This is a genomic window from Novipirellula artificiosorum (assembly GCF_007860135.1).
GTDB lineage: Bacteria > Planctomycetota > Planctomycetia > Pirellulales > Pirellulaceae > Novipirellula_A > Novipirellula_A artificiosorum.
Map to the genome: position 1 here is coordinate 261,158 of NZ_SJPV01000005.1, position 26,118 is coordinate 287,275.

Below are 26,118 nucleotides of genomic sequence, written 5' to 3' on the forward strand. Positions count from 1 at the left end.
TGACGATGGCCATTTGCCGATTCACCAATGCTCGTGGACAAGCCGAGTACGCCTTCTACCGCGACCATCAACTTTGTCCGCTGTCTTCGTTCGCCCATGATGCCCCCAACGAGTGGAGCCTGTTGGCTGGCAACTCGGATTGGCTCGCGAAGCTACCGCAGCCAACCGATTCTCAGTGGCAACCGGCGCCCCAGCGATTGCTGCCTCCGGTTGCCCACGGAGGCAAGGTCATCTGCATCGGTTTGAATTACCGCGATCACGCGATTGAAACCGGTGCCGACATACCCACCGAACCGGTCGTCTTCAGCAAGTTCGATACGGCATTGATCGGTCATGGTGAACCCATTCGCTTACCGCGAATCGCGCATCAGGTTGACTATGAGGCCGAATTGGTGGTTGTGATTGGCAAAACAGCGAAACAGGTTTCGATCGACACCGCCATGGACCATGTCTTGGGTTACACCTGCGGGCATGATGTTTCCGCGCGTGATTGGCAAAATGGTCGCCCAGGCGGCCAATGGTTGCTGGGCAAAACGTTCGATACCTTCGCTCCGCTCGGACCCTGCATCGTCACAACCGACGAGTTACCCGACCCCAGTAACCTCCGTGTTCGGATGCACCTCAATGGGGAGGTCGTCCAGGACAGCACGACAAAACAATTGATCTTCTCCGTCCCAGAGCTGATCACGCATCTGTCGCAGATCGTCACGTTGAAACCAGGCGATATCATCTTTACAGGAACACCACCAGGCGTGGGGGCAGCCAGAAAGCCACCGGTCTTCTTGGCGCCGGGCGACACGTGCAGCGTTGAAGTCGAAGGAATCGGTACGTTGACGAACCCCTGCGTTGCCGAAGGAAGCGAGTATTCCGACTCAGCTTGAATTGCGAGTAGGCGTTCGGGGTAGGGCCGGTTCCCACCGGCCAAATCACTTGAGAGTGTGGCCGGTAGGAAACCGCCCTCCCGAGAATTGAGCTGCGGCGGAATACGAGAAGCCGAAGCGACCTAAACGAAACTCAGCCCGAAACGCGCCCCAACCTCCGCATCCTAACCAGTTCGGCAAACTGCCGAATCAACCGATCGCTTCACGAGTCGAACTTGAAGGGTGGGAAAGCTAGCGTGCGCAACGTTTGCGCCAAAACCGCACAGACACCAGCTCTGAATGCGCTGACATACCGTCGCAGGGGGATCGAGATCGTCTTCAAACGAAGCACCTGCTCGCAAGCCCCACAACCAAATTGCCACTGGCGCCGACACAATCCCGATCTCGGAACGACGCTTGAGAGATTGCTGCTCACCCAGTGACATCGGATGGCCGCAAGACTGCACAAAAGCGTGCCGAATTGTCGCGCTACGACGAAAACATGAGCGTCCACGCACAGGGTAGCGGTAGCCATCATCGCCATGTTGTCGCCAAGTCAATGCAGAATGGAGTCCCTTGCCTTCGCCCGCGACCGAAATCCGCATAAAACGGCGGTTCGGTATTGCGTTTGCTACATCCTACCGAACGCGTCATCTCCACTCACGTCTCTTAACCACTAGGGAGTGTCCTCATGGCTGGACTTCACGCAAACAGGGTGGTTGCGCCCATTGACTTTAGCGATTTCTCGATTGCATCGATTGAAAAGGCCGTTGAGATTGCTGGCGACGAAGGAGCCGTCTATGCCGTTCATGTGCTGGCGGAGCTGAACTTTGCAGAGCCGGGCATGATGTACACCGGTGTCTCCGATCAACAACGTGTCGAACAGGTCGAAGAGCAACTTCGCAATCGCCTCGCCGGTGAACGATTTGCAAAGGTGAACTCGGTGGTCTTGATCGGTGACCCTGGCCATGAGGTGGCGGGGTTCGCCGAAAAAAAAGAAGCGGACCTGATCGTGATCGCGTCGCATGGCTACGGATTCTTCAAGCACATGCTGCTTGGATCGGTTGCGGAACGAGTGGTCCGCTTGGCCCACTGCCCCGTGTTGGTGCTGCGTTCCTAGTGTTCCGTCAGCATTAAGTGTTAGGGTAGTGGATTTCGCCAGAAATCCGTAACTCAAATGTTCTCAGGGACTTCTGGCGAAGTCCACTACGTCCCAACTCGCAGTTTTAACCTTGACGGCCCACTGGTTCGCTACGAACGTAAGCGAGGCGAGACGCCACTCGGCGGGCTTTCCCGTCAAGCAGAATTCGAGGTACCATGTTGTCATCGTCCTGTGACATTCTATCGTGGTTTTCAAAGCGAGACCTAGCTGTGCGTATCGGTGTTTTTTGTAGTGGTGGAGATGCTCCGGGCATGAACGCTTGTGTCCGTTCGGTCGTCCGCAGTGCGACGGCGGCGGGTCACGAAGTCGTTGGAATCAATCGTGGCTACCAAGGGTTGATCGACCAGAATTTTTTTCTAAACGCCAAGCAGCAGCCCATCATGGGGGCTCGCGATGTCTCGAACATCATCCAAAGAGGCGGAACGATTCTTCGAAGTGCTCGCTGCCAACGATTCATGACCGACGAGGGGGTCCGCACCGCAGCAGAGAACCTTCGTCAACACAAGATTGATGCCTTGGTCCCGATCGGTGGCAACGGGACCTTTCGCGGATCCGCCGAATTGGTCAAACATTGGGACGGACAAGTGGTGGGATGCCCCGGCACCATCGACAACGATCTAATTGGAACCGACTTCACGATCGGTTTCTCGACGGCCGTAGAAACCGCCGTCGATGCGATTGACAAATTACGCGATACCGCCGAGAGCCACGAACGACTCTTCTTGGTCGAAGTGATGGGAAGGCACAGCGGTTACTTAGCGCTGTACACCGCATTGGCTGCCGGAGCCGAGATCGCCTGCGTCCCCGAAACCCCCACGGAGATCCCAGGGATCGTGGCACATCTTAGTCAGTTACAGCAGACCGGAAAGAAATCGATCATCGTCGTTGTCGCGGAAGGGGACGAAGAAGGGGGTGCGTTGATGTTGGCAGAAAAATTACAGCGAGCTGAATGCACGTTTGCCACCCGCACCGTCATTCTTGGCCATGTTCAACGAGGCGGTTCCCCTTCACCCGATGATCGAATGTTGGCGACTCGACTTGGTGATTTTGCAGTCAAGTCGATTGGTGCGGGAGCGACCGGAGTGATGGCTGGCGAGGTCAACAGCCAATGCGTGCTGACTCCATTTGAAAAAACATTCACCGAACACAAACAGTTGCCACAAGCACTGATTGATCTATTGGAATGCATGTCGAACTAAGAACCTAACCGAAAAGGGGTCTGACCCTTTGTCGACCTACGATTCGATTGCTCAAAAACTGTTTGTTTTCCAATGGAATCGCTGCCGATACGCTCAGACCAAGAGAGGGTCAGTCCCTTTTCAGATAGGTTCTAAGTACCGGTGCGGAAATCGAAGGGAGATCAACTTGAGCGATCCGGTCCAAAATCCTTATCTCAGCCCAACGGCGGCCAGCGCCGCTGCAACCGAGTCCACCGGCACCCTTTTGACGACGCTGCGGACCAATCAAATCATTGCCATTGCTTTGATTCAAGGAGTGTTGTTGATCACCGCAATCCTTGCCTTCATGACCCTCCGTTCGGCACCCAATGCCAACCCAGCACCCGTCGCGATGCCTGCCGGTGCCGGTGATCTCGTTTTGCCGCTGATGGGTGCCGTGCTCGGCGCGGGATCCTTAGTGGCGTCCATGCTGGTCTCCAAGATCATGCGTCAGGCATCGATCAATCGGTTTATCGCCTCGAAGGAGAACGTCCCTCGCCCAATTGACGAGAACATCACGATGACACCGGCGATACGCAAATTGGTCGGAGCGGCAAGTGCAACACGGATTGTCGCCTTGGCAATCCTCGAAGGGGCTGCCGTTTTCAACGCAATCTTGATGCTCCTTGATGGCTACCTCGCTCTGCACCTTGCGGTGATCACGGTTTGCATCTTCGCGATGGGGGTTCGATTTCCTACGCTCCGCAAACGTCTTGACTTGATCGAAGAAGTCGCAAGTTGATTTTGCGGCGGCAAGTTACCGTGAAAAGATACCGATTGATCCGCCAATGTAGGTCGAATCGGCATCGCGGCCTTCGGTGGTGATCAATTGGCGGCCGAAAACACTCAGCCGCACTTTCGGCGTCCACCAAAAATGCACGCCGACTTCGGGATAAATGGCCGCTAAGCCTCCGCCGATCTCCTCTTCTTCTCCACGCTCATCGATCCAACCGTTGTCGTCATTGTCGACGCCATCGTTCTCGGCGGGCTCGGTATGCGATGCGTATCCCGCAAACAACCCGAGGCCAGCAAACGGCGCCAAACGAGTCGGTGTTTGCAAGCGGAATCCAGCTTCACCGCCCATGTAAATGTCATCGGTATTGACCGCCGCGACGAGCCCGACGCGATTGGTCATGTAGCTGGTCCAATAACCGGTCGCACCCAACTCTGCACTGGCCATCGGGTTGGCGGAATCACCTAGCACGCTCAGTCCAGCCGATCCATAGTAACCGAATGCATCTTTGATAAAACGAGCATCCGACGCCTGTTTCACTTTGCCAGCGATATCGGTCTTGTCGGCTCCGTCGGCATACTTTTCCTGGTAAACCGGATCTTCCATGGCCCAGCGAGATCGCGTCATGCCATTGGGAAGCTGAGCCGATGCCGCTACCGAAAGTGTCGTCACCGCGAGCGCGGCGACGAGGATTCTTGGCCGACATACCGACAATCGCCTCAACAATGCGTACCCGAAGCTCGAAGGGAAAAATCGCATCACACCAACAGTTCTCTTTCTTGCAGCCATTCAAATCACGTCCAACCGACCGATAGCAACGGCGGCAAGGTCAACGCAAGTCGAGTTCGGCACGCCCTATTCCGCTAGCGAGGTTGGCTGCCGAGCCAATCGATGACTTTGGCCGTCGACATGTAGCCGTCTTGAGAATCAACAAAGTTGCCATCGGCAGTGTACAAGAGTGTCACCGGATAACTCTTGAGCCCCATCTTCGTCACGATGGCTCGGTCGCGGTCGCCATCAAGGACCAGCGTTTCGAAATGCTGGGAAACCGGAGCCGATACGTTTGGATCCGACCAAGTCTCTTGCTTCATCTTTTTGCAATAGTGACACCAATCGGTCGTCACAAAAACGAGAATCGGTTTCCGCGACGTTCTGGCCGATTCGATCGTCGATTCAATCGAGCGTTGCCAACGAATTTCAGCCGACACCTGCTGCGTCAGCGATACGCTGATCAGAGCGATCGTCGCGAAAAAAACGAGTCCGCGAACCTTACCCGCCGCGAGAGTCAAAACGGTGTATTTGATCATCTGGGTTCCTTCCAAAAAGTTCAGCCGTCCCTGCTACCGACTTTCCTGTCGATGGCGGATGCATTGAGGGAGACGACATCTACTGTGCAATGGACGAGTGGCTGCCTCATCCGCCGCAGCTCGAAAAACCGAATTTCCGAGAAGTTTCGATTGCGTTGTGCCCCCTTTTGCCGATAAAAGTGAGACGACGTTTCTCGACGTCGTCCCACCGAAACGATGCCCACAGAATCCCACCTACCGATATCGTTGATCATGAATCGCAGATCCCCTATCCAACCGCGACTCCTTTCGTTTGTCCCGCTTTTTGCCGTTCTCTGCATTGCATTGTCGGGTTGCAGGGCAACGATTGGTGTGCTGCCGAGCTGGGTGATGCCCGTTTCCATTGCTAGCATCGAGGATCGTGACAACGAGCCGTCTCCGAACGAGTCCCTCGCGTCGTCGCTGGATCAAGACGCAGCAGACATTTTCGGGATCCCGCTCGATGAAACGGATGCCATTGAGCAAGTTTCTGGCGAAACCACGGAGCCTGTGGAGGAGTCCGCTGGCGCGGAAGCGACCCATACAGCAAAACCCACGCAAGGACCTGATACGTTGTTCTCGGACTATCGTTAATGCGTCATCCAGTTTTCGGCGTCGTGCAGTTTCGGTACCGTTACCTCTCCTTTGGGAGAGGTCGGCGTTTCAAAGCCGGGAGAGGGTTTTCGGTTGCTGCCCCCTGTGCGAGCCTAAGCGAGGGAGAGGGAAAGCGGGCTGCGATGACAGCATGAAATTCCAGCACTGTTTCTATGCCGGCCCTCCTCCTCGCTGCGCTCGACCCCTCCCGCTGCGCGGCTCGTTGTACCGCGCATCTCGGGTGGTGTCTAATACATCTGCGGGGTAGGTGACGAGATTTCGCTCTGGACTTTCGACAAACCGCTGCGAATGATTGCTGCCTTGCGGTTCGCGCTGGTGCTGCGNAAGTTGCACCTCTGCAGAGCTCGACTCCGTTTCTACCGGCAACTGCACGATAACCAGTGAAAATAGCTCCTGCCAGCAATCATGGGACACCGGAGAGATGCCTCGAAAACCTCCTGCGCACGCTTCCACCGGATGAGCCAAAAAACCTAGGTGCGCAAGAGCCTCAGCAAGCTTACACCTTCGCAAAAATCGGACAAGCGACGAGGACCTTGTGGATCGGAATGCAACGCTGCCACGACCTGTCCAACGCATGGAACACATTCGGGCCAGGAGCCAAAAAAAAATCACCGGATTAGGATGTGGGGTACAACGAGCCGCGCAGCGGGCAGGGGTGGATGGGTACCTAAACACTGTATTAGTCACAACTTAGAAACTGCACAACCTCTTTCGCTGGGAATGTACCTGTAAACGGGATTACGGCAACGCAAACAGGGCAGGGGATTCTGCGAACCGCTCGGGAACAACCCCCATCACATCGATTTGGGCACATCGACGAATATCGGCCCCAAACCCTAGTTTGAGCAAGTTGCGTCCGCCAAGCGATTCCCGAAGCGACCTCTCCAACGCAGGCGCCGACGGCATCCCCGCATTGCCAAACCACGATTCCCACGTCTGGCGTGCCACGACCGAGGCATCATCGCTTTGCACAGCGCAACGTGTTTCACACAGCGTGACGACCGCACCGGCGAACAAGACATCTTCGAGCGTGACCGCTCCGGCTGTGCCGGCACACACCAAGCGGACGTGCCAATCGGGATCGAGCCGCTGCACGACGGCGGACAAATTCAGAAAACAGCCAATCAGCACCCGTTTAGCCTGCGTTGCCGATTCGATCGCACGGGTCCCGTTGGTCGTTGTCAACACCAAGTCTCGCCCAAACACGATCTCACGAGTGTATTGGTCCGGCGAATTGCCAAGATCAAACCCTTCGATCTTCACGCATCCACGCTCGCCACAAAGCAGCGGTTTCTCGGAGCGTTGGGATGCGATGCCGACCGCTTCGTCGATCCCACGAGTCGTGATGACCTGCCGCGCCCCGCTGGCCAATCCCGTCACGATCACGCTCGACGCTCGCAACACATCGATCACGATCGCAGCGTCGACCCTGTCATCATTCTCAGCATCCGCACCAAGATTCTCAGCATCCGCACCGAGGGCTCCGGGCACCAGTGAGGTGGTCAATTGCATCCGTTTGCCTTCCTAGAACCTGTCCTGCTCGGGTTCAGCCCAAACCCGCACTTCCTCGTCAATCCAATCAACGTGAATCACGCTCGGGTTGCAGCAAACGGGACAATCTTCGACAAATTGCTGGTGCGTCCCTGAAGTGGGATCGACCGGGATGACAATTTCTTCACCACAGCTATCGCAAACGTATTGACCTTCGCTGTCCATGTGAATGCTCCTCTATTTCTCGACGGGATACGAACAGTATAACGGTTCTCGATGCTTAGCGAAGGATCCCCTATACTCCAACGCAGCTTAGGAACGAGCGAAGCCAGCAACGGCTCAAGTACACGTTGGCCCGCTCCCGTTGGTCTCCAGAATCGTGTCGCGATCCCATCAATTTTAACGACAACTGATGTAGAAGGATGATGTCACCAGCCACCGTCGATCCGACCACGCTGCTAGCCCGTTTCGGTTTATCAAGTTTTCGCCCCGGTCAACGCGACGTGGTCGATGCGCTCGATAGCGGTGCAGACGTGATGTGCGTGATGCCAACCGGCGGAGGAAAAAGCTTGTGCTATCAATTGCCGAGCCTTGCCCGCGACGGAACGACGATCGTTGTTTCACCTCTGATCGCCCTGATGAAGGATCAAGTCGACTCGATGACGTCGCTCGGCATCAACGCAAAATTGCTTAACAGCAGCCTGAGTGCCTCCGAGCAAATGGGCGTGATGCAAGAAATGGCTGCCGGCGTGCTGGACCTCGTTTACGTGGCTCCGGAACGCCTTCGCAATGCTCGGTTTCTGGAAGCGGTTTCGACGGCGAACGTCAGCTTGTTGGCAGTCGACGAAGCTCACTGCGTCAGTGAGTGGGGGCATGATTTCCGCCCCGATTACTCACGACTGGGGCGGTTCCGCGATCGCTACCTGAACAATGTGCAAACGATTGCACTGACCGCAACGGCCACGCCAACGGTTCGCCAAGACATCATCGATTTGCTCCGGCTACGGTCACCCAAGACGTTTGTGACCGGGTTCGCTCGGACCAACTTGCGCTTTTCGGTAGCCCACTCCAACAACGAACAGGACAAAGCGGAACAGCTCATCGGCTTCCTGAAGCAGCGTGACGGGGCAGGGATCATCTACGCAGCAACGCGTAAACGATGCGAAGAGTTGGCAAGCTGGCTACCGGAAAAAACAAGACGTCCCATCGGAGTCTATCATGCCGGATTGGAACCGGCACATCGTCGCAAAGTGCAAGACGACTTCATGTCAGGCAAGTTGTCTGGAATCGTCGCAACCAACGCCTTCGGGATGGGGATCGACAAGTCCGACATCCGCTACGTGGTTCACTACAACATGCCTGGCAGTTTGGAAGCCTACTATCAAGAGGCGGGCCGAGCGGGACGGGACGAAAAGGACAGCGAGTGCTTGTTGCTGTTTTCCTACAGCGACCGCTACATCCAAGAATTCTTTATTGAAAACCGCTACCCATCACGCGACACCGTTTGCAAGGTCTACGAGTTCTTGCTGTCGTGCGAGGAAGACCCGATTGAGTTAACGCTCGAAGAAATCCGGGCAGCCATCGAAGTCAAAGATGGAACGGAATCCATCGGCACCTCGCTGACCTTGTTAGCGAAAGCCGGAGTGCTGAAACGTCTTGATAACACGGCCAATAACGCCGTCGTGCGAATCGACAGTGACGCTCCGACGATGCTGGATTTCTTACCCAAGGAAGCCAAGGTCCGTCGCCGCGTGATGACCGCAGTTGAAAAAGTGGTGGGTCGCCAACGTGGCGAAGATGTTTACGTGACTCCGAAACGACTGTGCGAATTGGCCAATGTCGACCGAGACCAATTGGCGAGAACGCTCCGTGAACTACGCCGCTTGAAAGCGTTTGACTATGTGCCACCGTTTCGCGGTCGCGCGGTTCATTTGATCGAACATGGAATTCCCTTTAGCCAACTGGAAATCGATTTTGACGAACTGGCGAGGCGGCGCGAAGCGGAATTGGTCAAGATGGATGCCGTGATCGGTTTCGCTCGTAGCAACGGGTGCCGTCAACGTGTGATCCTGGACTACTTTGGCGACCCCGAGAGCAAGAATTGCGAGCGTTGTGATCGTTGTGACCCAACAGGAAAAAATTCCACCAATTTGGTTCGCGTAGACGACGGAGTCGACGACTTTGCGGGGGTCGACCGAGATGACTTTGTACGCGGTGTGCGAGTCGTACTCAGCGGGGTGACGCGAATGCATGGGCGATTCGGAAAGAACCTGGTCGCCCAAATGCTTTGCGGATCGAAAAACAAGAAGTTGCAACAGTGGAAACTTCAAGGCCTGAGTACTTACGGAATGCTGTCGCATCTAAAGCAGAGTGAAGTCGTCGCGGTCATGGATGCATTGATTGCACGAGGACTCCTGCTTCAACAGGAAGTCGATGAGCGACGGCCCACCGTTCACATGAGTGACCCCGGCAACCGTGTGATGCATGCGATCGACCCGCTCAACGACACGCTGGGTCTAAAATTCCCGCTGATCAAACGATTGGCGGCTGCGGCCAAAGGGCTTGAATCCGGCGACGTGAGTGAAAAGTCACGTCGAACGACGCCAAACGCAGCTCAAGGGGAATCCGCGATCCAACCAGACGACGAGACCCCAAAACGGCTGCACGACCGCGACGAATTGGCGGCGAAACTTAAGCGTTGGCGGCATAAGAATGCGGCCGCGTTGGGGATCCCCGCGTACCGAGTGCTGACCAATGCGACCCTGGATCGGATCGCCGACGCCGCACCACGAACAACGACGGAGCTTGAGGCCATCTCGGGGGTCGGCCCAGGAACCATCGAACAATTTGGCTACGATCTGGTTGAGTTAATTTTGACGAACGTCGACGACACACCCACCGAAGAGAGTGGCCAGACCACGACGGAGGATCGCCCCATCACAGAGACGCATGACGAAGCAACGCGCGCGATCGCAAAGCCAGAGCCTGCCGCACCCGAGCCTGCAGAGGACGCGCAGACAACCGAAGCCTATTGGACTTGGCGATTGTTCCGCGACGGATACAGCATCGACCAAATCTCGCTGATCCGCCACACCACGCGTGAAACACTGATCCAGCATCTCGCCATCGCCGCCGATGCGGGGCATCCGGTGGACGCACGTTGGAGTCGTAGGCTTTAGCCGATTCAGCAAGGGTCCAGCACGCAATCGGCTAAAGCCTACCACTCCAACGAATAAGTCGGGCTGGGCATCGCAGAGGGTAGCCGGTGGTCTCGAAATCGCTAAATCAACAAGCCGTCAATGACCCTATCGCCAGGGATCTTTCACAAGATCCAATGCCAAGTCTTTCAGTAATACAATCGACGTCGACCAGCCTGTGTTGCACCCTGGCAACCTGCACGACGAAATCGATGGTCCGTTCGTACCTTACAGCACCTTGGTGACACCCGGCATGGCGCAGGCGTACAGTCCGTTTTCGCCAGGCTTCACTGGCGTGTCGGCATCCCAGCTCAATGGCTTGGGCGTCAGATCACGCTGCGAATTCAAACCATCCTGATAGGTCACAATTTGGCCCGAATACGCTGCCATTCGGCCAAGAATAGCGGTCATCGTGCTACTCGCGCCATAGTCGCATTCGTTGTACGAACGACCTTCGAGCAATGCGGAAAACAAATGATCGTGCTCGAGTTGATGTCCATCGGGACCACGTGGGATTCGAACCGGGTCGGCACCGTTCACCTTGATGTCGGCAGCTCCATGTCCCTCGATATGAATCGATCCCTTGGTGCCATGCGCGTGCTCGGAAAAGCTGCCCCAGCAATTCGGGATGTGCCGGCAATAGCTAAATAACTTCGCACCATTGGCGTATGTGTACTCGATCGAAAAATGGTCGAAGATTTCACCATACTGTGGCCCAATCCGGAACTGGCGTCCCCCCGCACCACGCGCATCGACCGGCGGACCGTCCATCATCCAGTTGCAAACGTCCAAGTCATGCACATGTTGTTCCACTAGGTGATCGCCACCCGCCCAAGTGAAGTAATACCAATTGCGAGTTTGGTGCTCCATCTCGGTTTGCCCTTCTTTGCGGGGCATCACCCACACGCCACCCGAATTGAAATAGGCTCGCATGTACAACACATCGCCAATCTCCCCACTGCGAATGCGATCAATCGACTCCAGATGCTTGATCTCGTGGCGCAAATGATGGCCGACGGCGACCAGCAAGTCCTTCTGTTTCGCTTTTTCATTCGCGGCAATCACGCGTCGGACACCGGGGGCATCGGTAGCAACCGGCTTTTCCATGAAGATGTGTTTGCCAGCATCCACCGCCGCTTCGAACTGATCGGGGCGAAAACCCGGAGGGCTGCACAACAACACCATGTCGACACCGCAATCGATCGCTTTCTGATAGGCATCCAATCCAACAAATCGACGTTCCTCCGGAACATCCACTTGATCGGGTTGCTGAGCCTTCAAACTCTTGTAAGCAAGCTCCAAGCGGTCCTTGAACGCATCGGCCATCGCGACCAATTTGACCTTCGCACCCGCAGCATTCTTGATCGCCTGCATCGCAGCACCGGTACCTCGACCTCCGCAACCGATCAAGGCCACGCGAATCTCGTCGCTACCAGCCGCATGAGCGCTGCGGGCCAAAGAGAGGGAACCGGCAATGGCAACGGCCGTGCCTGATTGCAGAAGGCTACGGCGAGTCACGGGTTGAGGCGATGCGTCGGTGGGGCGTTTCATGATCCGCTTTCGGCAGGGGAGGGTGGGGGACAACGACTTGACGATTCATCCTTCGAAAAGAACGAATCGTCAAGTGGCTTCGATTGTAGCAGCTGCGAATCGTGTGTGCTGGTCTTAGCGAACCGCCGTGCGGCGGCTGGACGCTGGCCGAGACGGCGCGGTGTATCCCGAGGGTCGCACCGGCGAGGGACGCCAGGTTTGGGCGCCGTCGCTGGATGGATCCGACAACGCATCGAACAGCGATCCCCCCTCTCTTTTGGGCCCAGGCTGAACGCGTGGAGCCGTACGGGGTGCGGCTCGCTCCATCGGGACCATCTGCAAGGGGGCCGACTGGATTCTTGGTTCCGTCATGTGCATGGGCGATCGGGGCGTGGTCTGCCGAGCAGGCTGCGGCGAGGACTCGATCGAGCGCACCGCAGGTGACGTGACTCGGGGCGCCGAGTACGCCGGCGCGGACTCCATCGGCTGGGATAGCACGGGAGCCGGTGGAGTGGACTCGTTATAGATCGTCCCCGACGGCATCGGCTGTGCCCACATCGGCTCCGGCATCGCCATCATCCTGTCGCCCGGGAATGCGGAATCACAGGCTCCGTCGCAGACCGATTCATCACAACAACCACGGGGCGGTGGACATTGATCAAGCCGAAGTAATTTCTCGATGCCCCCCGCAAACGCATCAAGCGTCTTGTAAATCGGGTTGTGCTTGGGCTTCCAAAGGCTCGGAGCATCGAAACCACAATCGCATTCATCCATCGCCGTGATCGCGTCACACGCACTGCACCCGCAGTCGGCTGCGAACAGCGAGGAAGGGCTGGACGCAGCGACCGAAATTGCAGCCGCAAGGGCCAGCCGGAAAACAACCTTCGAGCAACGTTCGCTATGCCGTGAAACGCAGCGGCGAACGGCGATAGGTGCATGGATCTTCATCGGGAACCTCTTCTTGGGATCGTGTTGTCTGTGAGTATCGACCCGCTAGAACCGGAATGACCAAGAGAATCCGAACCAGCGGCACACCCCACCCAGTCCCCCCAGCCCGCCTGTTCTGGCTCAAGTCCAGCGAATCCTTGCAGACAACAAGCCGAGGGAACGTTAAACTGTCCCTCTTGGCGGATTTCCACCACGCTTCACATCCATTTTGATAGAGAATATTGCTGTGACTTTTGATCCCTTCGGTGCCCGCGATCAGTTTGACACAGGCCATGGTATGGCCAGCCTTTACCGCTTGAGCCGGTTGGAAGAAGCGGGGCTTGGCCAAGTCAGTCGGCTGCCGTTTTCGATAAGGGTGCTGCTCGAAGCCGTACTGCGAAACTGCGACGGATTATCAGTCACTGAGCAGGATGTGAAAAACCTTGCCGCTTGGAACGCGGCGGCACCGGAAAAGCAGGAACTGCCCTTCAAGCCCTATCGTGTGGTGCTGCAAGATTTCACCGGTGTCCCCGCCATCGTCGATTTGGCAGCGATGCGGTCCGCGATGCAGCGAATCGGCGGGGAAGCCGAGAAAATCAATCCGTTGATTCCCGTCGACTTGGTGATCGATCATTCGGTACAAGTCGATTTCTTCGGCACCGACAATGCGTTGCCCCAAAATGTCGACATGGAATTCCAGCGCAATCGCGAACGCTACGAGTTTCTGCGTTGGGGCCAAAAAGCATTCGACAATTTTCGTGTCGTCCCGCCAAATGTCGGCATCGTGCACCAAGTCAATCTCGAGTACCTCGCCAGCGTCGTTGCCATTCAGCAAACCGCCGACGGACCGGTTGCGGCGCCTGACACCTTGGTCGGTACCGACAGCCACACAACGATGATTAACGGACTCGGAGTTTTGGGATGGGGCGTCGGTGGTATCGAAGCCGAAGCCAATATGCTCGGCCAGCCGCTCTACATGCTGATGCCCGAAGTGATCGGCTTTGAATTGACCGGGGCCTTGCCGCAAGGGGCAACGGCGACGGACATGGTACTCCGCGTCGTCGAAATCCTTCGAGAGGAAGGCGTCGTTGGCAAATTTGTCGAGTTCTTCGGCAAGGGAATGAACAAGATGAGCGTTGCGGACCGGGCAACGATCGCCAACATGGCACCGGAATACGGCGCCACCATGGGCTTCTTTCCCGTTGACGATGTCACGCTGGATTACCTGCGGCAAACCGGTCGCAGCGAACAGCAAGTCACGCTGGTCGAGCGGTATTGCAAAGAACAAGGTTTGTTCCGCAGTGACGATGGGCCTGAATTGAACTACACCAAAACATTGTCGCTCGACCTTGGGACGGTGCGTCCCAGCTTGGCGGGGCCCAAACGGCCTCAAGATCGAATCGAACTGAAGGACATGAAGCAGGCGTTCGAAAAATCGTTGACCGCCCCGGTCGGCAAGACCGGTTTCGGCCTCGAACCGGATGCCCTGAAACGGACCGCGAAAGTCGACAACAACGGACAGAGCACCGAGATCACCCATGGTGCGGTGGTCATCGCCGCCATCACCTCCTGCACCAACACCAGCAACCCGTCGGTCATGATCGGTGCAGGGTTGTTGGCCAAGAAAGCGGCCGAACGAGGATTGAAGGTCGCATCGCATGTGAAAACAAGCCTTGCTCCGGGGTCACGTGTTGTTACCGAGTACTTGGACAAAGCCGGTTTAACGGAAAGTCTCAACAAGCTTGGCTTCAACACGGTGGGCTACGGCTGCACGACTTGCATTGGCAACAGCGGCCCGCTACCCGACGCCGTGGCGAACGCGATCAAGTCAGGGGATTTGGTTGCATCCGCCGTGCTCAGCGGCAACCGCAACTTCGAAGGCCGAGTCAACCCGCTGACCAAGGCCAACTATTTGGCCAGCCCTCCCTTGGTGGTCGCCTATGCTCTTGCCGGTACGACCGACATCGACTTGATCAACGAACCCCTCGGCAAAGGCACCGATGGCAACGACGTCTACTTAAAGGACGTTTGGCCGACGAATGAAGAAATTCGCGAGACCGTGTCTCGTTCCATCGATCCCGAGATGTTTACCGAGCAATATGAATCCTCCGTCTCCGGCAACCAACGTTGGAACGAGATCGAAGTGGCCGACAGTGCGATTTATCCGTGGGATGATGACAGCACCTACATTCATCATCCACCGTTCTTGGACGCGGTGACTGGCGAAGCGGTTTCCGAGATTGCTCCGATCAAGGGAGCTCGCGTGTTGGCGCTGCTCGGCGATTCGGTCACGACGGATCACATCTCGCCAGCCGGTGCGATTGCATCCGATGGACCCGCGGGAAAATTCCTGCAAGCCTCCGGAGTTCCCGTCAAAGAATTCAACAGTTTTGGCTCTCGACGGGGGAACGACCGAGTGATGGTACGCGGGACGTTTGCAAACATCCGCATCCGCAATCAATTGGCTCCGGGAACCGAAGGCGGCGTGACGCGTCATCTGCCCGATGGCGAAGTGATGAGCATCTACGATGCATCGATGAAGTATCAAGCCGATGGCATTCCGTTGGTCGTTTTTTCGGGAGCGGAATATGGAACCGGCAGCAGCCGCGACTGGGCCGCCAAAGGGACGATGTTGCTTGGCGTCAAAGCGGTGATCGCCGCCAGCTACGAGCGGATTCACCGCAGCAACCTAGTCGGCATGGGCGTGCTGCCACTCGAATTTGCCGACGGTGCCACATGGCAATCACTCGGATTGACGGGAGAAGAAACGATTGACATTCCCGATCTATCCGACGCACTCGAGCCTCGATCGACGATCATCGTTCATGCAACGGATAGCAACAACAACACCAAGACGTTCCCCTGTGTGGTGCGAATCGACACACCGGTGGAGTTGAGCTACTACCGAAATGGTGGCATTCTGCCGACGGTGCTGCGAAATTTGTCCGAGTAGGATTTGCGGCACAGTTACCGCAGCCTTGGGCATTGGTATCGACACAACTCATCTCGGGTCCACTCTGGCTCCCTTCTCCCCCGATCTTTTTCGGGGGAGAAGGGCCGGGGATGAGGGGGCTCAGCAGGAACACCTGTCCGATAAAACCGCGATAAACCTGGCACTGCGGAAAGCCCGCTCACTCCCCCGCCCTCATCCCCACGCGAGCCGAGGGGAGCCAGAATCCATCAGCGCGACGGGTGTCGATCCCCAATACCCTCTGAGTCGCTGACGCGAACCCGCACGACATCCCCACGAAGGCAGGTGATTTGCGTTTGCCGTGCTCTTAGTTGGCCAACTCTGGAGCGGAAACGTTGCAAATACAAGCACGAAGCGCAAGCGAGTGAGTTTTTGGGCGTCAGTGATTTACTCGCTTGCGCTTCGAGCTTGTAGGAAGAGGAAAGTGGCGCTGTCCAGCCTCGGTAACAGTGCCAATTCGGTCCCCGTGCTGAGAAGCGACCTTGCGGTTAAAATCACTCACATCGGTTCCACATTCGTCCGCTGCCATGGTGCCCCATTTGGTGCCCCGCGGGCTGTTAGCGATTTCACGACCAAGCGAAACATGATATTTTTGATGAAGTAAATCGCCATCGGGGGTGTAGCTCAGTCGGTTAGAGCAGGGGACTCATAATCCCTTTGTCGCGGGTTCGAGTCCTGCCACCCCTACTGCGGAATACACGGGGAGAACAGTTGTTTTTGCCGTGTTTTGCAGTCTATTTCTCTCCTTGATGGTTTTCGGCATGAGTTATAACCGGGTTTCTGCCAGTGCCGTTCAGGCTCCGAGGGACTGACATAATCACTGACATAATAGTGAGCCTAGTTTCTCGATCGCTTCGGGCTCGGCGTTCGGGAAGAGGTGGCCGTAGGTGTCCATCGTCAGTGTGATGCTCGCGTGACGCATCACGGTTTGGATCGTTTTGGGGTGGACGTTCTTGATCGCAAGCCAGGCCCCACAAGTGTGGCGAAGGGCGTGGAAGTCGAGGGCTTCGCCAGCATCGTTTTTGGCGAGCAAGAAGTCGTTTTCAAGGTCGTCATCGGTGTGGTCCGGTCGCTCGAGCCATGACGCCCGGGCGATAGCCAAATCGTCGCGAAGCATGCTGGCCATGTAGTAGGCATCCGGCAGGGCGAAAACCGTCTGACGATTGGCGGGTTCCAGGTTCGCAAGAGTCTTGGCGAAGTCCCGGGTGATGTACTGGCGAGCCGTTTCGTTGTCCTTGGTGTTGCCGCTGCTGACGAGTACGTGGGGGTGCTTGCCGGTTAGCTTGAGATGGCTGGGGTGAAGTGATCGGAGCTCGTTGGACCGCAGACCGGTTTGGATGGCCAGTTCGTACAGGATGGCTCGATTGGTTGATGCTTGCCGAAGCCAGTGCCATTCGTCAGGCAAGAGCATCCGGCGAATACGTCGCCGGTCGGCTTTTGGGTTTGGCTTGGTGAGAGTTTCCAGTGGGTTCCGTGGTATGCGGCCAGTGCGCGATAGCCAGCGTGTGAATTGCTTCACGGCCTGGACATAGTGGGCAACGGTTTGGTTGGAACGATTGAGATCACGCAGCGATTGAGTGAATTTGTCGACGGATTCGGGTGTGATGTCGGCGACGATTGCCCAGTCGCAATGGTCGATGATCGCTTGCAGTCGTTCGCCATGACGCTTGGTGTGGACTTTGGCATTTCCTTTGGACTCAATCGATCGGATCCATTCAGCCTTGTGCTCGGCAATCGGTCGGGTTGCTTGTTGCTGGATCCGCTCGAGTGCATGGTCAATGAAGCCGCTGGATCGCTTGGCCGCTTCGGTTTCCCAGTAGGCCATAATCTGAGCGGCGGTACGTTTGTCGGCCGTCTTGGTCGATTTCTGGATACGCTCGCCAGTGTGGTTGGTGTACTCGGCTTGCCAGTTACCTTTCTTGGTGCGGCGATAGAGGGTTCCCATGATTGGCTCATTCAGAATGGCGGCTTTTCGTAGTTGGAATGCAAGTAAAGGTCATCCGCAAAAATCCGTAACTCCAGTCCATCGAAGTCATCATCGTGGTGCCGGTGGATCCATCGTCTAAGCGCGTCACGATCATGCACGGTTGGTCCAAATGGTCGCAGTAGCAACTTGCTCGGACGAATTGCATCCGGTCTGTACAAAGCAACTCTCAGTTGGCTCGGCGCTCGAAATTCAGGCGAGCAACCAAGGTAAAACTGCTGGGGGTGGTCCTTTCCAGTCTCCGTTCCACGTACAAGCCAACGCGATCGGCGAACATACGGCCGATTAAGGTATTCGATCGGCGTCAGCGGCTCTGCCACGAGATCCCGGAGCTGGTAGACAACCAATCGACGTGGCCGCATGGCGATTTGGCTAGTGAAATATCGGACGTGCGTGGTGATTGGGTAGTGAAACTCGATTCGGTCATTGCGTTCAAACATGCGATAGCCCTCACTGGTGATAGTTGAAGGGTTTCATTTTTTGCTAGCGATTTGACAAGTGTGGTCACTCTCGAGCCAGATTGTTTATTTTTCCTCTAGTTTCCTCGCTTCAGATAATGCAGATGCCACCAAGCCCGCCGGAACTGAAACGATCCCAAGCCCAACCAGCAAAACTAGGAAAGTGAAAAATCGACCACCAACAGTGATTGGATAAATGTCGCCGTAACCAACGGTCGTTAGTGTCGTGACAGCCCACCAAAGGCTATGGAAAACTGATGCAAATGCTTCAGGTTGTGCGGTGTGTTCAAAATGATAAATCCCTACTGAAGCGATGAAGAGCATGATTAGTGTTGAGAAGAAAAACAAAACGAGTTCTTCCCGCGCAATGATGAACGCCCTGTGGAATCGCTGAACCGCGACACTATATCTACCAAGCTTCATGATTCGGAAAACACGAAGTAAACGAAACGATCGAACTGACCGTAAGTCAATCCCGAGCGAAAGGTAGAATGGAAGGATCGCAATTAGATCAACGAGTCCAAAGAAACTTGTTGCAAAGCTGATCTTGTTTTTGGCTAACCAGAAGCGGATCACGTATTCCACAGTAAAAATAGCTACCGTGATGACCTCGAACACGCGAAGGATTTTTACCCACGATGGCGATAGCCCAGGCATGGTTTCAATTGAAAACGTGACTAGCGAAAGAACGATTAAACCCTGAATCGCGAAATCAAATGCTTTTCCGGAGGGGGTGTCGGATTCCTCAATGACGGATCGTAAAGACGTCATGTCTGCAACCGCTCTTCTGTTCGCTCGTGTTTTTGTTTTGGAATAATCAGTCTAGTGCGTCCCAAATATCGTACTCGTGGACTATTAACATCGGCGATCCTTCGCGTCGATGGTTGACTGCTTCTTCGACCTTGCGGCCATAACATGCGTATGCCCAGCAGGGGTTACCTGCGCCACCAACGATGAGGTAATCAAGCGCCTTGGTGACTCGCGGGTGATACTTTCCACCATTAGCTGTAATCAGCTCCGCAAACTCGTTCTTGGTCCATTTCTCAGAGTTTCCGGTGATGCAGAAAAGACGATCGTCAAAGACGATTTCCGGGTTGCAGGCACAAATCCCCTGAACCGTCGCTTGTTCATCGTCTCGTGACGGTTTGCTAGGTCGGCAAGAGGTTCCAGAGAACTCGGTGAATAGTTGCAGGAGGCATGCTCGCTCCTTGTCATCTATGACGTGATCGGCGAGGACTTGAGTGAGTACCGCATCGATTTCGGCATAGGGCCAGACGGTTTGGAGCTCTCGTCTTTCATCCATCCACTCGGCGAGGTTCTTTGCTTCACTATCGGTGATTTCGCCATCAGCAATGATGCCACCGAGGATGCCTTGAAGCCGCTGCATATCGGCTGTAGCACCGGAGTAATAGCCGTCGCTGTTTGTGAATTTCTCGCAACACCAGAGCAGGTCCGCACGTTCCTCTTCGGTGATCCGTCCGTCTGCAAGTACCTCTTTCAGTAACGGAAAAAGTTCATTGAATGGGTGGCGATTGGAAAATTCCTTATGAGCGGCTGTCCATTTCGTAAAGGCAATCAATTCTTGATCGTTGATCTTTTGATCGATCGTGATGCCCAAAAGGAGGCCTTCAAGAGTGTGTAGCGCGCGGCTGAGTCTCGCAGGACCGGTGAAATGAAAGTACTCTTCAAGTTCGCACATTATCGCTACCCTTGCTTTCGCTTGTCTTCGGGTTTTGTGTCTTTCAGCTTCTTCTTGATTTCCGTCGGCGTGGGTGTTGGGGCTGTTTTAATCGTCCATGGTTGAAGTCGCCACCTGATCGTATCCTTGCACGGTACCCATCAGATGATCTGCGTACTGGTAGATGTCCGTCAAATTCTCAATTGCCTCTCGTCTCTCGCTTTTGTCAGCTGAGAAAATACCAAGATACTTCTTTGAGAAGTTAAACCGGAGGCGGCATATCGGCTTGCGGTTGTTGTCGTCCAGAAGAACTCCGCAATAGCTTTTCGTATCACGCATAACCACCCTCGTTGGGTCGATCGACTTTGCAAGGATTGCTCGGACGATATGAAAGCCTTCAATCTCCTCAATCGTAGTCACAATGCCATCTGACTCTTCGTCGGTTTCCTCAGATGAATCAGCTGACTCATCGCTAGCAGCGGCTACCGCATGAGTTGCGCCGTCTATGGCGGATCGCAAACGTGTATTGAGTCGCTCACGCAGAAACTCTTTTAGTGCGGATTTCACCAGAGAACGAAACTGCTCTTGCACGCCAGACGTGATTCGTCCTGAGTAGACCTGGCTCGTAAACAATCGCACAAGTTCGTCAGATGGACTATCAAACTCTTGGCCAATTAACTTCTGAATCTGCTGTGCGTACTTCAGCTCGCTTGCATTGCTGAGAATGTTTTCAAGGTTGAACAGATTCTTGGAGAATTTTTTTAACTCAGAAACGGATTTCTCGTTGAAGTCGCGGAGATCAAAGTCAAAAAATGGTTTCTCGTCCATCCGGTTTGGGGATTCAAGATCACTATAGAATTTGTATCGAATTCCATCGGTTAGAACCGCAAACCTTGCGTCAGTGACAGAAAAGTAGCGGTAAAGCTGCGATGCGTGGTTAAGCGTCAATTGCCCACCAACCGGCTTGCATTCAACAAGAAGCATCACCTTACCTTCAAGGAAGATTGCGTAATCAACCTTTTCCCCCTTCTTGGTGCCAACATCGGCAGTGAATTCAGGAACGACTTCAGTTGGATCAAAGACGTTGTAGCCGAGTGCATTGAGCATCGGCATGATCAATGCGTTCTTGGTTGCCTCTTCGGTTTCGAGACGGGGGATTAGTTGATCGAGTCGCGATGCGAGCAACTGAAGTGAGTCAGAAAGATCCATCAAACAGGCTTCCGAGATAGTGGTGGTGAGTGATTACCCCTGCTTCTTCTTTTTGTCATTGCTGGCTTCTTTTAACTTCTTCTTGATTTCCGCAGGGGTGGGCGGTTTCTTCTTGGCCGCTTTCTTGCGGCCAACGGGGGTGGGATTCGCAGGGCCGGCTGGCTCTACATCGGGGATCCCTGACTCAGAAGCCGTGGTGACGCCTGGGATCTGGGGCATTTGCTTCTTTTTGTCATCCAATGTCGCAGCAGCTTCGCGAATTCGCTGGGCTAACTCTTGGAAGGGTGACCAGCTTTTCGGACGACCACCCTTTTGTTTTGGCAAGATCCACCCCTTTTCAAGGGCGTCTTGTTCGTACGCCGCCGCTGTTGCTTCGTTCTCGAACGAAGCACGTTCAGTCATGAATTGTCGGTAGTGCGACTGACATAGACCGCGACTGTAAACCTGTGGGTCACCACAGACAAGACAACCACTCTCTTGGGGACAGCATTTTTCCATACATGCTTTTTACTAGGTTTTTTCGTAAACGCAACTCCTTTCCAGCGAAGCACTTATAGTACTTCAATAGTAATACTTCGTAGGAACTTAGTAGGAACCTAGTTGACACGGCGTTGAGCATTGCGATACTTCGAGCATCGCCACTGGATGGCACTGATTCATCCTCGAAATATCAGAAGGTGGCAGCGATGAAATTGAGTTTGGCCCATCAGTACCTCATGCAGGCACTCGCGATGAAACGGAAAAATGTTGGGAAATTGCGGCAGCGTGTTGAAAACGGCTGCTGCATCATTGATGACTGCGACAACAGACCAGTGAGCCGTGGCTTGTGTGATCGACATCGCCAGCAGTATTACAGCCAACTGCGTCAGCAGGATGCGTTAGTAATGTCGCGGCCGCAGTGGCGGCCTGATCACCGCGTTGCTCCGAGCTAAAAAATATGTGGCTAAAACTAACCGCCGCAGGAAGTTCGTAGAGGGAACTATTTTCTTTATACCAAGCTTGCAAAGCCTCCTCAGAAAGCGTGACTGCGGCGGCATCGTTGTTGAGAAACGCCATTTTTTGAGCCATTCGCCGCCGAACGATCAAATCGTCCTGATCCAGATTCAAGGCGATGGCTTCACGATAGAGAGCCTCTTCGCGAACAAAGTCTTCCACCAGCCGCGTTAACTCTTCGGGGGTTGGCTCTCGATTCCAAAGCTGCTGCCAGGTTGCCTTGAGATGATCGACCTCTCGAGCGCCAACATGAATGGAATCAGACTGAGTAAGCCCGTTGTCCGTCTCAGCTCGACTGCCAATGGACAGATAGATGATAAACAGCAAACCACCAGCGATCGCAAAATGAAAAAGCGGCTCTTTCCATAGAGAAGTGTAGCTATTCACAGTGGCGGTTCGTACCCATTAACCTGATGTTGCTGCGACGTTGAAAATGTCTGGTGAATCTATTCTTGCCCGTCGTCGACCGTCAACGGATCGAGATAGTGAGGCGAGTCATGGCCCTTCTTTCGCATCGCCAGACCATTGAGGCATTGCCGAAGGACCGCATTGCAGTTGAGCATCGTGATGTATCCGGGATCAGAGTCTGGACGCAGTTCGACCATTTCGATTCCGACCACATTCGTTTCCGCGCACAGTCGTCGAACGATTCGCAATGCATCGTGAATCGTCATGCCGGCTGGCTCTGGCGTGCTCGTGCCTGGCGCGTAAACGGGATCCAATACGTCAATGTCGAACGAGATGAATAAGTATTCCGGTCCGTCTTTTGCTTCCTTGATTGCGTCTTCAAGAACCGCATCCCATCCACGTTTTTCAACTTCGGCCATCGTGTGGCACCGCATTCCCTGAGACCTTGCCCAACGGATTCCATCCATGTCGATCGAGTTTGGACCGCGGAGACCAACTTGAATGAAGTTCTTTCCAGGAACGAGTCCCTCCATAATCAACTTGCGAACGGGGATCGCGTGGCTTAGCAAGTGCCCGAACGCGACTCCTGCATAGTCGGCATGAGCGTCGAAGTGCACCACACCCACGTTCCCTTTGCCGTAAACGTCGACGACGCCTGCAACATCGGGATACATCAGGGCGTGCCCGCCGCCGATGACGATTGGAATCGTGTGTTTGCCACCTTCTAGCTCAGTCGCCGCTATTTCGCGAACCATTCGACGGACTTCGACCGAAGTTCGATCCAGCGAAAACGGTTCTTGAGGTGCGTCGCCGTAGTCGCAGACGACTTGCTCTTGGAGATAGTTGACGCCAGAGTGGATATCTTCCACCGTCCAATCTCCCCAGTTGTGATAGACCTCCGAAGTCCGCGGATTTCGCATCTCAGTCGGGCCCCAGGTGCGGGCGCGCTGATCGCCAACGAGCTCAGCTCCCATGATCGCCACTTCGACTTTTCCAACCTTCAAGTCCTCAGGTGTCAGCGCGATCGGTTTGTGAAAAAACGTCGGAATTCCAACCCAGGGAGCCTGTCCCTCAAATCGCTGGACGTTGATCAGCCCTGGCTCGCGTTTGTCTTTCGAGAAGTCCCGCATTTGTTTCCAAGCATTGAAACTTGGATCTTTGGGATTGAGCGGAATGGAAGTCGCGTCGCCATCTTCCCATGGTGCATCGAGCGCACCATCGGGTCCCAGCTTTTCGTCTGAAACCACAGTCGAATCGGCCTGCCCACCTGACGGTGCCACAGGAGCCTCAGGAGACGTGGCCGCTGCAACCGGCGTTGAAAACGCCTGTTTGGCACGGGGCAGAACGGCTGCAAAAACGATTGCGAACGCCAGTAGAGTAATTGCGATTGAAAGCTGTTTCATCGGATGATTATCCAGGGAATGATTCGTACCGTTCGCATTTGTGCCTCGCTAGTAGATAAAGGCGCACGGCTGTGCAGTGCGATCCGGGATCGTGCGATCCGGGACTGTATCGGCCGTGGAACGAGCACCAGGAGCCAAGGCCCTGGGCAAGCTCCATGAATAGGCTTCCACCGACGGACAAACCTCCCAATCTTCTACTTCTGGTCCTTAAAAACACCTTTCGCTGCGCGCACCTTGCTTCTAGAATTTATTAACGAAATCGGTCTGTAGAATGTGTTGTATTATTAAGATTTTTCTCGCGTCAGCTTCGTGAAAGACCTCGACGGCGGTCCACGGGGACCCCTGCAGGCCGGTTCCCTATTTTCTTGGCCTACGTGCTTTCTGGGCCTTCGTGCTTTGAAATCGCAAGTATCGACCCCTCGGTCATTAGACAAGAGTCTGGAAACTAACCGTGAGCAGAGCATCAGCACTCCAGTCGCGAACGGATTTTGCGTATGACGAACTTCGGCAAGTAGCTCACGGTCTTCTCGCCCGCGGAAGCTCGCTGACATTGACCGCCACGGGGCTTGTCCACGAGGCTTTCATTCGGCTCGCGCAATCGGACCGCGCTGACTGGAACGACCACCAGCACTATATTTCCGCATGCGCCCAAGCAATGCGACATGTGCTGGTCGACCGAGTTCGCCGGAAACTTGCCGCGGTTCACGGGGGACAGATGCGCCGTCGGCCACTGACCGATGCAGTCCTAGGGCACTTCGACGGTGAACGACTGATGGCGCTCAGTGATGCGCTCGAGGCGCTCAAACGGGTCGACAGTCGGCAAGCTGAGATCGTCGACCTCAGGTTCTTTGCTGGGTTTAGTCATTTGGAAATCGCCAACCTGATGGAAATCTCAAGAAGTACCGTGCAAGTTGAATGGCGAATGGCCAAAGCCTGGTTGTGCCGAGAACTCGATGACGAACGATAATCGTGAGTTTCATCAGAAAGCCAAGGCGGTCTTCTGCAATTCCCTGAACATTCCAGTTCAGAAGCGAAGCGAGTTTCTGCAGCGTGAGTGTTCCGGTGACGCCAACCTGCTTCAAGAAGTCGAATCGCTGCTCAGCATTGATGACTTAGATTTGGCAGATGACTTTGGCGTTCTACGACCACAGGACACCATGCATCGGATTGCCAACAGTGCGTCCTGGCAGTGGCACTACGTGTTGATCAACCTTCTCTTGCTGGCAGTCTTCGCAGCGATCTCAGTACCTGCCGCCTGGTCCCTGCGGTTGCGATTCCGTCAGGACGTGCAGCAAGACCTGCAAGTTTTGTGTGACGCCAACGTCCGGGCAATTCAGGTGTGGGAAAATGCCCGTTTGCGGGAAGTTGAACAATTTGCCAAGGACAATCGTCTGCTGGCTGTGGCACGGCAGTTGGTTGAACTTTCGGGCGACTCCAATGATCCTCGTCAGAGTCTGTTGGATAGCGATTTGGTTGCAGAATTTTATGCCGTCACGTCCGCATATAGTTTGACTCACGGAGGTGCAGTGCTGCACTTGGTTAGTAAAGATGGGGTGGTGCTAGCCGATACAAATTCGGTGTACTTGGGCACTCAGCTCAGTTCGGCAGCCTTCAAGTATCTCGCGCCCGTTTTCGATGGTGAATGTGGCGTCTCACCTCTGGTGCAGAACGGAACCATGATTCAGGATTCGCCCGTTGGCATTTCTGAATACCCAACACACAGCTATGCCTTTGCACCCGTTCGAAACAACTCGGGCAAAGTAATTGCTGCACTTGCTGCGATGGAATTTTCCCAAACCGGATACGCTGAAATAAACGCAGTCGGGAGTCTGAGCTAGTCCCCAATTCCTGTACCACCGACTAAGGTAGACTTTTTGAGAAAAAATCGAGTAAGCTCCGGTCGTTAGTTGTCCTGGAATCAAAGGAGAGATTCATGACCAAACGACGTAGAAGCATT

At 55.0% G+C, this 26,118-nt stretch carries 24 protein-coding genes and 1 tRNA gene; 10 read left to right on the plus strand and 15 right to left on the minus strand.

Features of this window, described 5'->3' with window-relative positions; translation table 11 throughout:
• The first annotated feature begins 5 nt into the window (after nt 1-5).
• The 4 genes from Poly41_RS15755 (at nt 6) to Poly41_RS15770 (ending at nt 3,981) form a co-directional block, all read left to right on the plus strand.
• Complete coding sequence (locus Poly41_RS15755; RefSeq protein ID WP_146527498.1) at nt 6-881, plus strand: fumarylacetoacetate hydrolase family protein; 876 nt, start codon at nt 6-8, stop codon at nt 879-881.
• 670 nt (nt 882-1,551) lie between these two features.
• Nucleotides 1,552-1,980, plus strand: a complete 429-nt coding sequence (locus Poly41_RS15760; RefSeq protein ID WP_146527500.1) for a universal stress protein — start codon at nt 1,552-1,554, stop codon at nt 1,978-1,980.
• Between the two features lie 197 nt (nt 1,981-2,177).
• On the plus strand, nt 2,178-3,221 hold the full coding sequence (locus Poly41_RS15765; RefSeq protein ID WP_146527501.1) for an ATP-dependent 6-phosphofructokinase: 1,044 nt from the start codon (nt 2,178-2,180) through the stop codon (nt 3,219-3,221).
• Between the two features lie 166 nt (nt 3,222-3,387).
• Complete coding sequence (locus Poly41_RS15770; protein WP_146527503.1) at nt 3,388-3,981, plus strand: hypothetical protein; 594 nt, start codon at nt 3,388-3,390, stop codon at nt 3,979-3,981.
• Nucleotides 3,982-3,996: 15 nt separating this feature from the next.
• Here the strand turns inward: Poly41_RS15770 and Poly41_RS15775 are convergent, their stop codons facing one another.
• Together Poly41_RS15775 and Poly41_RS15780 are read right to left on the minus strand one after the other, a co-directional pair.
• Nucleotides 3,997-4,731: a hypothetical protein gene (locus Poly41_RS15775; protein WP_231615719.1), complete on the minus strand. Its 735-nt coding sequence runs from the start codon at nt 4,729-4,731 to the stop codon at nt 3,997-3,999.
• Nucleotides 4,732-4,835: 104 nt separating this feature from the next.
• The gene (locus Poly41_RS15780; protein WP_146527505.1) at nt 4,836-5,279 is read right to left on the minus strand and encodes a thioredoxin family protein; all 444 of its coding nucleotides are present in this window, start codon (nt 5,277-5,279) and stop codon (nt 4,836-4,838) included.
• Nucleotides 5,280-5,531: 252 nt separating this feature from the next.
• On the opposite strand from Poly41_RS15780, the gene Poly41_RS15785 reads away from it, so the two are divergent.
• Nucleotides 5,532-5,891, plus strand: a complete 360-nt coding sequence (locus Poly41_RS15785) for a hypothetical protein (RefSeq protein ID WP_146527507.1) — start codon at nt 5,532-5,534, stop codon at nt 5,889-5,891.
• Between the two features lie 759 nt (nt 5,892-6,650).
• On the opposite strand, the gene Poly41_RS15790 is transcribed toward Poly41_RS15785, so the two are convergent.
• Nucleotides 6,651-7,424: a 2-phosphosulfolactate phosphatase gene (locus tag Poly41_RS15790; protein WP_146527509.1), complete on the minus strand. Its 774-nt coding sequence runs from the start codon at nt 7,422-7,424 to the stop codon at nt 6,651-6,653.
• A gap of 12 nt (nt 7,425-7,436) precedes the next feature.
• Complete coding sequence (locus Poly41_RS15795) at nt 7,437-7,628, minus strand: CPXCG motif-containing cysteine-rich protein (RefSeq protein WP_146527511.1); 192 nt, start codon at nt 7,626-7,628, stop codon at nt 7,437-7,439.
• Nucleotides 7,629-7,825: 197 nt separating this feature from the next.
• Here Poly41_RS15795 and Poly41_RS15800 point away from each other — a divergent pair, with 197 nt between their 5' ends.
• Complete coding sequence (locus Poly41_RS15800; RefSeq protein ID WP_146527513.1) at nt 7,826-10,582, plus strand: RecQ family ATP-dependent DNA helicase; 2,757 nt, start codon at nt 7,826-7,828, stop codon at nt 10,580-10,582.
• Between the two features lie 246 nt (nt 10,583-10,828).
• Here the strand turns inward: Poly41_RS15800 and Poly41_RS15805 are convergent, their stop codons facing one another.
• The 3 genes from Poly41_RS15805 to Poly41_RS34145 form a co-directional block, all read right to left on the minus strand.
• Nucleotides 10,829-12,151 carry a Gfo/Idh/MocA family protein gene (locus tag Poly41_RS15805; protein ID WP_146527515.1) on the minus strand — a complete coding sequence of 441 codons (1,323 nt, stop codon included), beginning with the start codon at nt 12,149-12,151 and terminating at the stop codon, nt 10,829-10,831.
• A 114-nt stretch (nt 12,152-12,265) separates the two neighbouring features.
• On the minus strand, nt 12,266-13,078 hold the full coding sequence (locus Poly41_RS15810; protein WP_146527517.1) for a hypothetical protein: 813 nt from the start codon (nt 13,076-13,078) through the stop codon (nt 12,266-12,268).
• Entirely contained in the window at nt 13,029-13,352 is a 324-nt protein-coding gene (locus Poly41_RS34145; RefSeq protein WP_197231403.1) for a hypothetical protein, read from the minus strand. The genes Poly41_RS15810 and Poly41_RS34145 overlap by 50 nt, the downstream gene beginning before the upstream one ends.
• A 3-nt stretch (nt 13,353-13,355) precedes the next feature.
• Here Poly41_RS34145 and acnA point away from each other — a divergent pair, with 3 nt between their 5' ends.
• Nucleotides 13,356-16,010 (plus strand): aconitate hydratase AcnA, encoded by a 2,655-nt coding sequence (gene acnA / locus Poly41_RS15815; protein ID WP_231615688.1) that lies wholly within the window; start codon nt 13,356-13,358, stop codon nt 16,008-16,010.
• Nucleotides 16,011-16,641: 631 nt separating this feature from the next.
• Nucleotides 16,642-16,715: transfer RNA gene (locus tag Poly41_RS15820), tRNA-Ile, on the plus strand.
• A gap of 130 nt (nt 16,716-16,845) precedes the next feature.
• On the opposite strand, the gene Poly41_RS15825 is transcribed toward Poly41_RS15820, so the two are convergent.
• The 8 genes from Poly41_RS15825 to Poly41_RS15860 form a co-directional block, all read right to left on the minus strand.
• Nucleotides 16,846-17,973, minus strand: a complete 1,128-nt coding sequence (locus Poly41_RS15825) for a tyrosine-type recombinase/integrase (RefSeq protein WP_146527521.1) — start codon at nt 17,971-17,973, stop codon at nt 16,846-16,848.
• An 11-nt stretch (nt 17,974-17,984) separates the two neighbouring features.
• Nucleotides 17,985-18,452, minus strand: a complete 468-nt coding sequence (locus tag Poly41_RS15830; protein ID WP_146527523.1) for a hypothetical protein — start codon at nt 18,450-18,452, stop codon at nt 17,985-17,987.
• Nucleotides 18,453-18,536: 84 nt separating this feature from the next.
• A complete protein-coding gene (locus tag Poly41_RS15835) occupies nt 18,537-19,241 on the minus strand; it encodes an ion transporter (RefSeq protein ID WP_146527525.1) in 705 nt (234 codons plus the stop codon).
• A gap of 46 nt (nt 19,242-19,287) precedes the next feature.
• Nucleotides 19,288-20,169: a BRCT domain-containing protein gene (locus Poly41_RS15840; protein ID WP_146527527.1), complete on the minus strand. Its 882-nt coding sequence runs from the start codon at nt 20,167-20,169 to the stop codon at nt 19,288-19,290.
• Nucleotides 20,170-20,256: 87 nt separating this feature from the next.
• Nucleotides 20,257-21,357: a type I restriction endonuclease gene (locus Poly41_RS15845; protein ID WP_146527528.1), complete on the minus strand. Its 1,101-nt coding sequence runs from the start codon at nt 21,355-21,357 to the stop codon at nt 20,257-20,259.
• A gap of 33 nt (nt 21,358-21,390) precedes the next feature.
• Nucleotides 21,391-21,759: a hypothetical protein gene (locus Poly41_RS15850; RefSeq protein WP_146527530.1), complete on the minus strand. Its 369-nt coding sequence runs from the start codon at nt 21,757-21,759 to the stop codon at nt 21,391-21,393.
• 384 nt (nt 21,760-22,143) lie between these two features.
• Complete coding sequence (locus tag Poly41_RS15855) at nt 22,144-22,737, minus strand: peptidylprolyl isomerase (protein ID WP_146527532.1); 594 nt, start codon at nt 22,735-22,737, stop codon at nt 22,144-22,146.
• A gap of 59 nt (nt 22,738-22,796) precedes the next feature.
• A complete protein-coding gene (locus Poly41_RS15860) occupies nt 22,797-24,161 on the minus strand; it encodes an agmatinase family protein (protein ID WP_146527534.1) in 1,365 nt (454 codons plus the stop codon).
• Between the two features lie 451 nt (nt 24,162-24,612).
• On the opposite strand from Poly41_RS15860, the gene Poly41_RS15865 reads away from it, so the two are divergent.
• Both Poly41_RS15865 and Poly41_RS15870 read left to right on the plus strand, forming a co-directional pair.
• A complete protein-coding gene (locus Poly41_RS15865) occupies nt 24,613-25,128 on the plus strand; it encodes an ECF-type sigma factor (protein ID WP_146527536.1) in 516 nt (171 codons plus the stop codon).
• Nucleotides 25,115-25,999: a hypothetical protein gene (locus Poly41_RS15870; protein ID WP_146527538.1), complete on the plus strand. Its 885-nt coding sequence runs from the start codon at nt 25,115-25,117 to the stop codon at nt 25,997-25,999. The genes Poly41_RS15865 and Poly41_RS15870 overlap by 14 nt, the downstream gene beginning before the upstream one ends.
• Nucleotides 26,000-26,118 lie beyond the last annotated feature (119 nt).

Excerpts from the sequence above, each read along its gene's own strand:
- Poly41_RS15780 (WP_146527505.1), bottom strand. The coding sequence starts at position 5,279 with ATGATCAAATACACCGTTTTGACTCTCGCGGCGGGTAAGGTTCGCGGA.
- Poly41_RS15785 (WP_146527507.1), top strand. The coding sequence starts at position 5,532 with ATGAATCGCAGATCCCCTATCCAACCGCGACTCCTTTCGTTTGTCCCG.
- acnA (WP_231615688.1), top strand. The coding sequence starts at position 13,356 with ATGGCCAGCCTTTACCGCTTGAGCCGGTTGGAAGAAGCGGGGCTTGGC.
- Poly41_RS15850 (WP_146527530.1), bottom strand. The coding sequence starts at position 21,759 with ATGACTGAACGTGCTTCGTTCGAGAACGAAGCAACAGCGGCGGCGTAC.
- Poly41_RS15800 (WP_146527513.1), top strand. The coding sequence starts at position 7,826 with ATGATGTCACCAGCCACCGTCGATCCGACCACGCTGCTAGCCCGTTTC.
- Poly41_RS15755 (WP_146527498.1), top strand. The coding sequence starts at position 6 with ATGGCCATTTGCCGATTCACCAATGCTCGTGGACAAGCCGAGTACGCC.
- Poly41_RS15760 (WP_146527500.1), top strand. The coding sequence starts at position 1,552 with ATGGCTGGACTTCACGCAAACAGGGTGGTTGCGCCCATTGACTTTAGC.
- Poly41_RS15860 (WP_146527534.1), bottom strand. The coding sequence starts at position 24,161 with ATGAAACAGCTTTCAATCGCAATTACTCTACTGGCGTTCGCAATCGTT.
- Poly41_RS15810 (WP_146527517.1), bottom strand. The coding sequence starts at position 13,078 with ATGAAGATCCATGCACCTATCGCCGTTCGCCGCTGCGTTTCACGGCAT.
- Poly41_RS15835 (WP_146527525.1), bottom strand. The coding sequence starts at position 19,241 with ATGACGTCTTTACGATCCGTCATTGAGGAATCCGACACCCCCTCCGGA.
- Poly41_RS15795 (WP_146527511.1), bottom strand. The coding sequence starts at position 7,628 with ATGGACAGCGAAGGTCAATACGTTTGCGATAGCTGTGGTGAAGAAATT.
- Poly41_RS15805 (WP_146527515.1), bottom strand. The coding sequence starts at position 12,151 with ATGAAACGCCCCACCGACGCATCGCCTCAACCCGTGACTCGCCGTAGC.
- Poly41_RS15790 (WP_146527509.1), bottom strand. The coding sequence starts at position 7,424 with ATGCAATTGACCACCTCACTGGTGCCCGGAGCCCTCGGTGCGGATGCT.
- Poly41_RS15830 (WP_146527523.1), bottom strand. The coding sequence starts at position 18,452 with ATGTTTGAACGCAATGACCGAATCGAGTTTCACTACCCAATCACCACG.
- Poly41_RS34145 (WP_197231403.1), bottom strand. The coding sequence starts at position 13,352 with ATGGCCTGTGTCAAACTGATCGCGGGCACCGAAGGGATCAAAAGTCAC.
- Poly41_RS15870 (WP_146527538.1), top strand. The coding sequence starts at position 25,115 with ATGACGAACGATAATCGTGAGTTTCATCAGAAAGCCAAGGCGGTCTTC.
- Poly41_RS15845 (WP_146527528.1), bottom strand. The coding sequence starts at position 21,357 with ATGGATCTTTCTGACTCACTTCAGTTGCTCGCATCGCGACTCGATCAA.
- Poly41_RS15840 (WP_146527527.1), bottom strand. The coding sequence starts at position 20,169 with ATGTGCGAACTTGAAGAGTACTTTCATTTCACCGGTCCTGCGAGACTC.
- Poly41_RS15775 (WP_231615719.1), bottom strand. The coding sequence starts at position 4,731 with ATGCGATTTTTCCCTTCGAGCTTCGGGTACGCATTGTTGAGGCGATTG.
- Poly41_RS15825 (WP_146527521.1), bottom strand. The coding sequence starts at position 17,973 with ATGGGAACCCTCTATCGCCGCACCAAGAAAGGTAACTGGCAAGCCGAG.
- Poly41_RS15765 (WP_146527501.1), top strand. The coding sequence starts at position 2,178 with ATGTTGTCATCGTCCTGTGACATTCTATCGTGGTTTTCAAAGCGAGAC.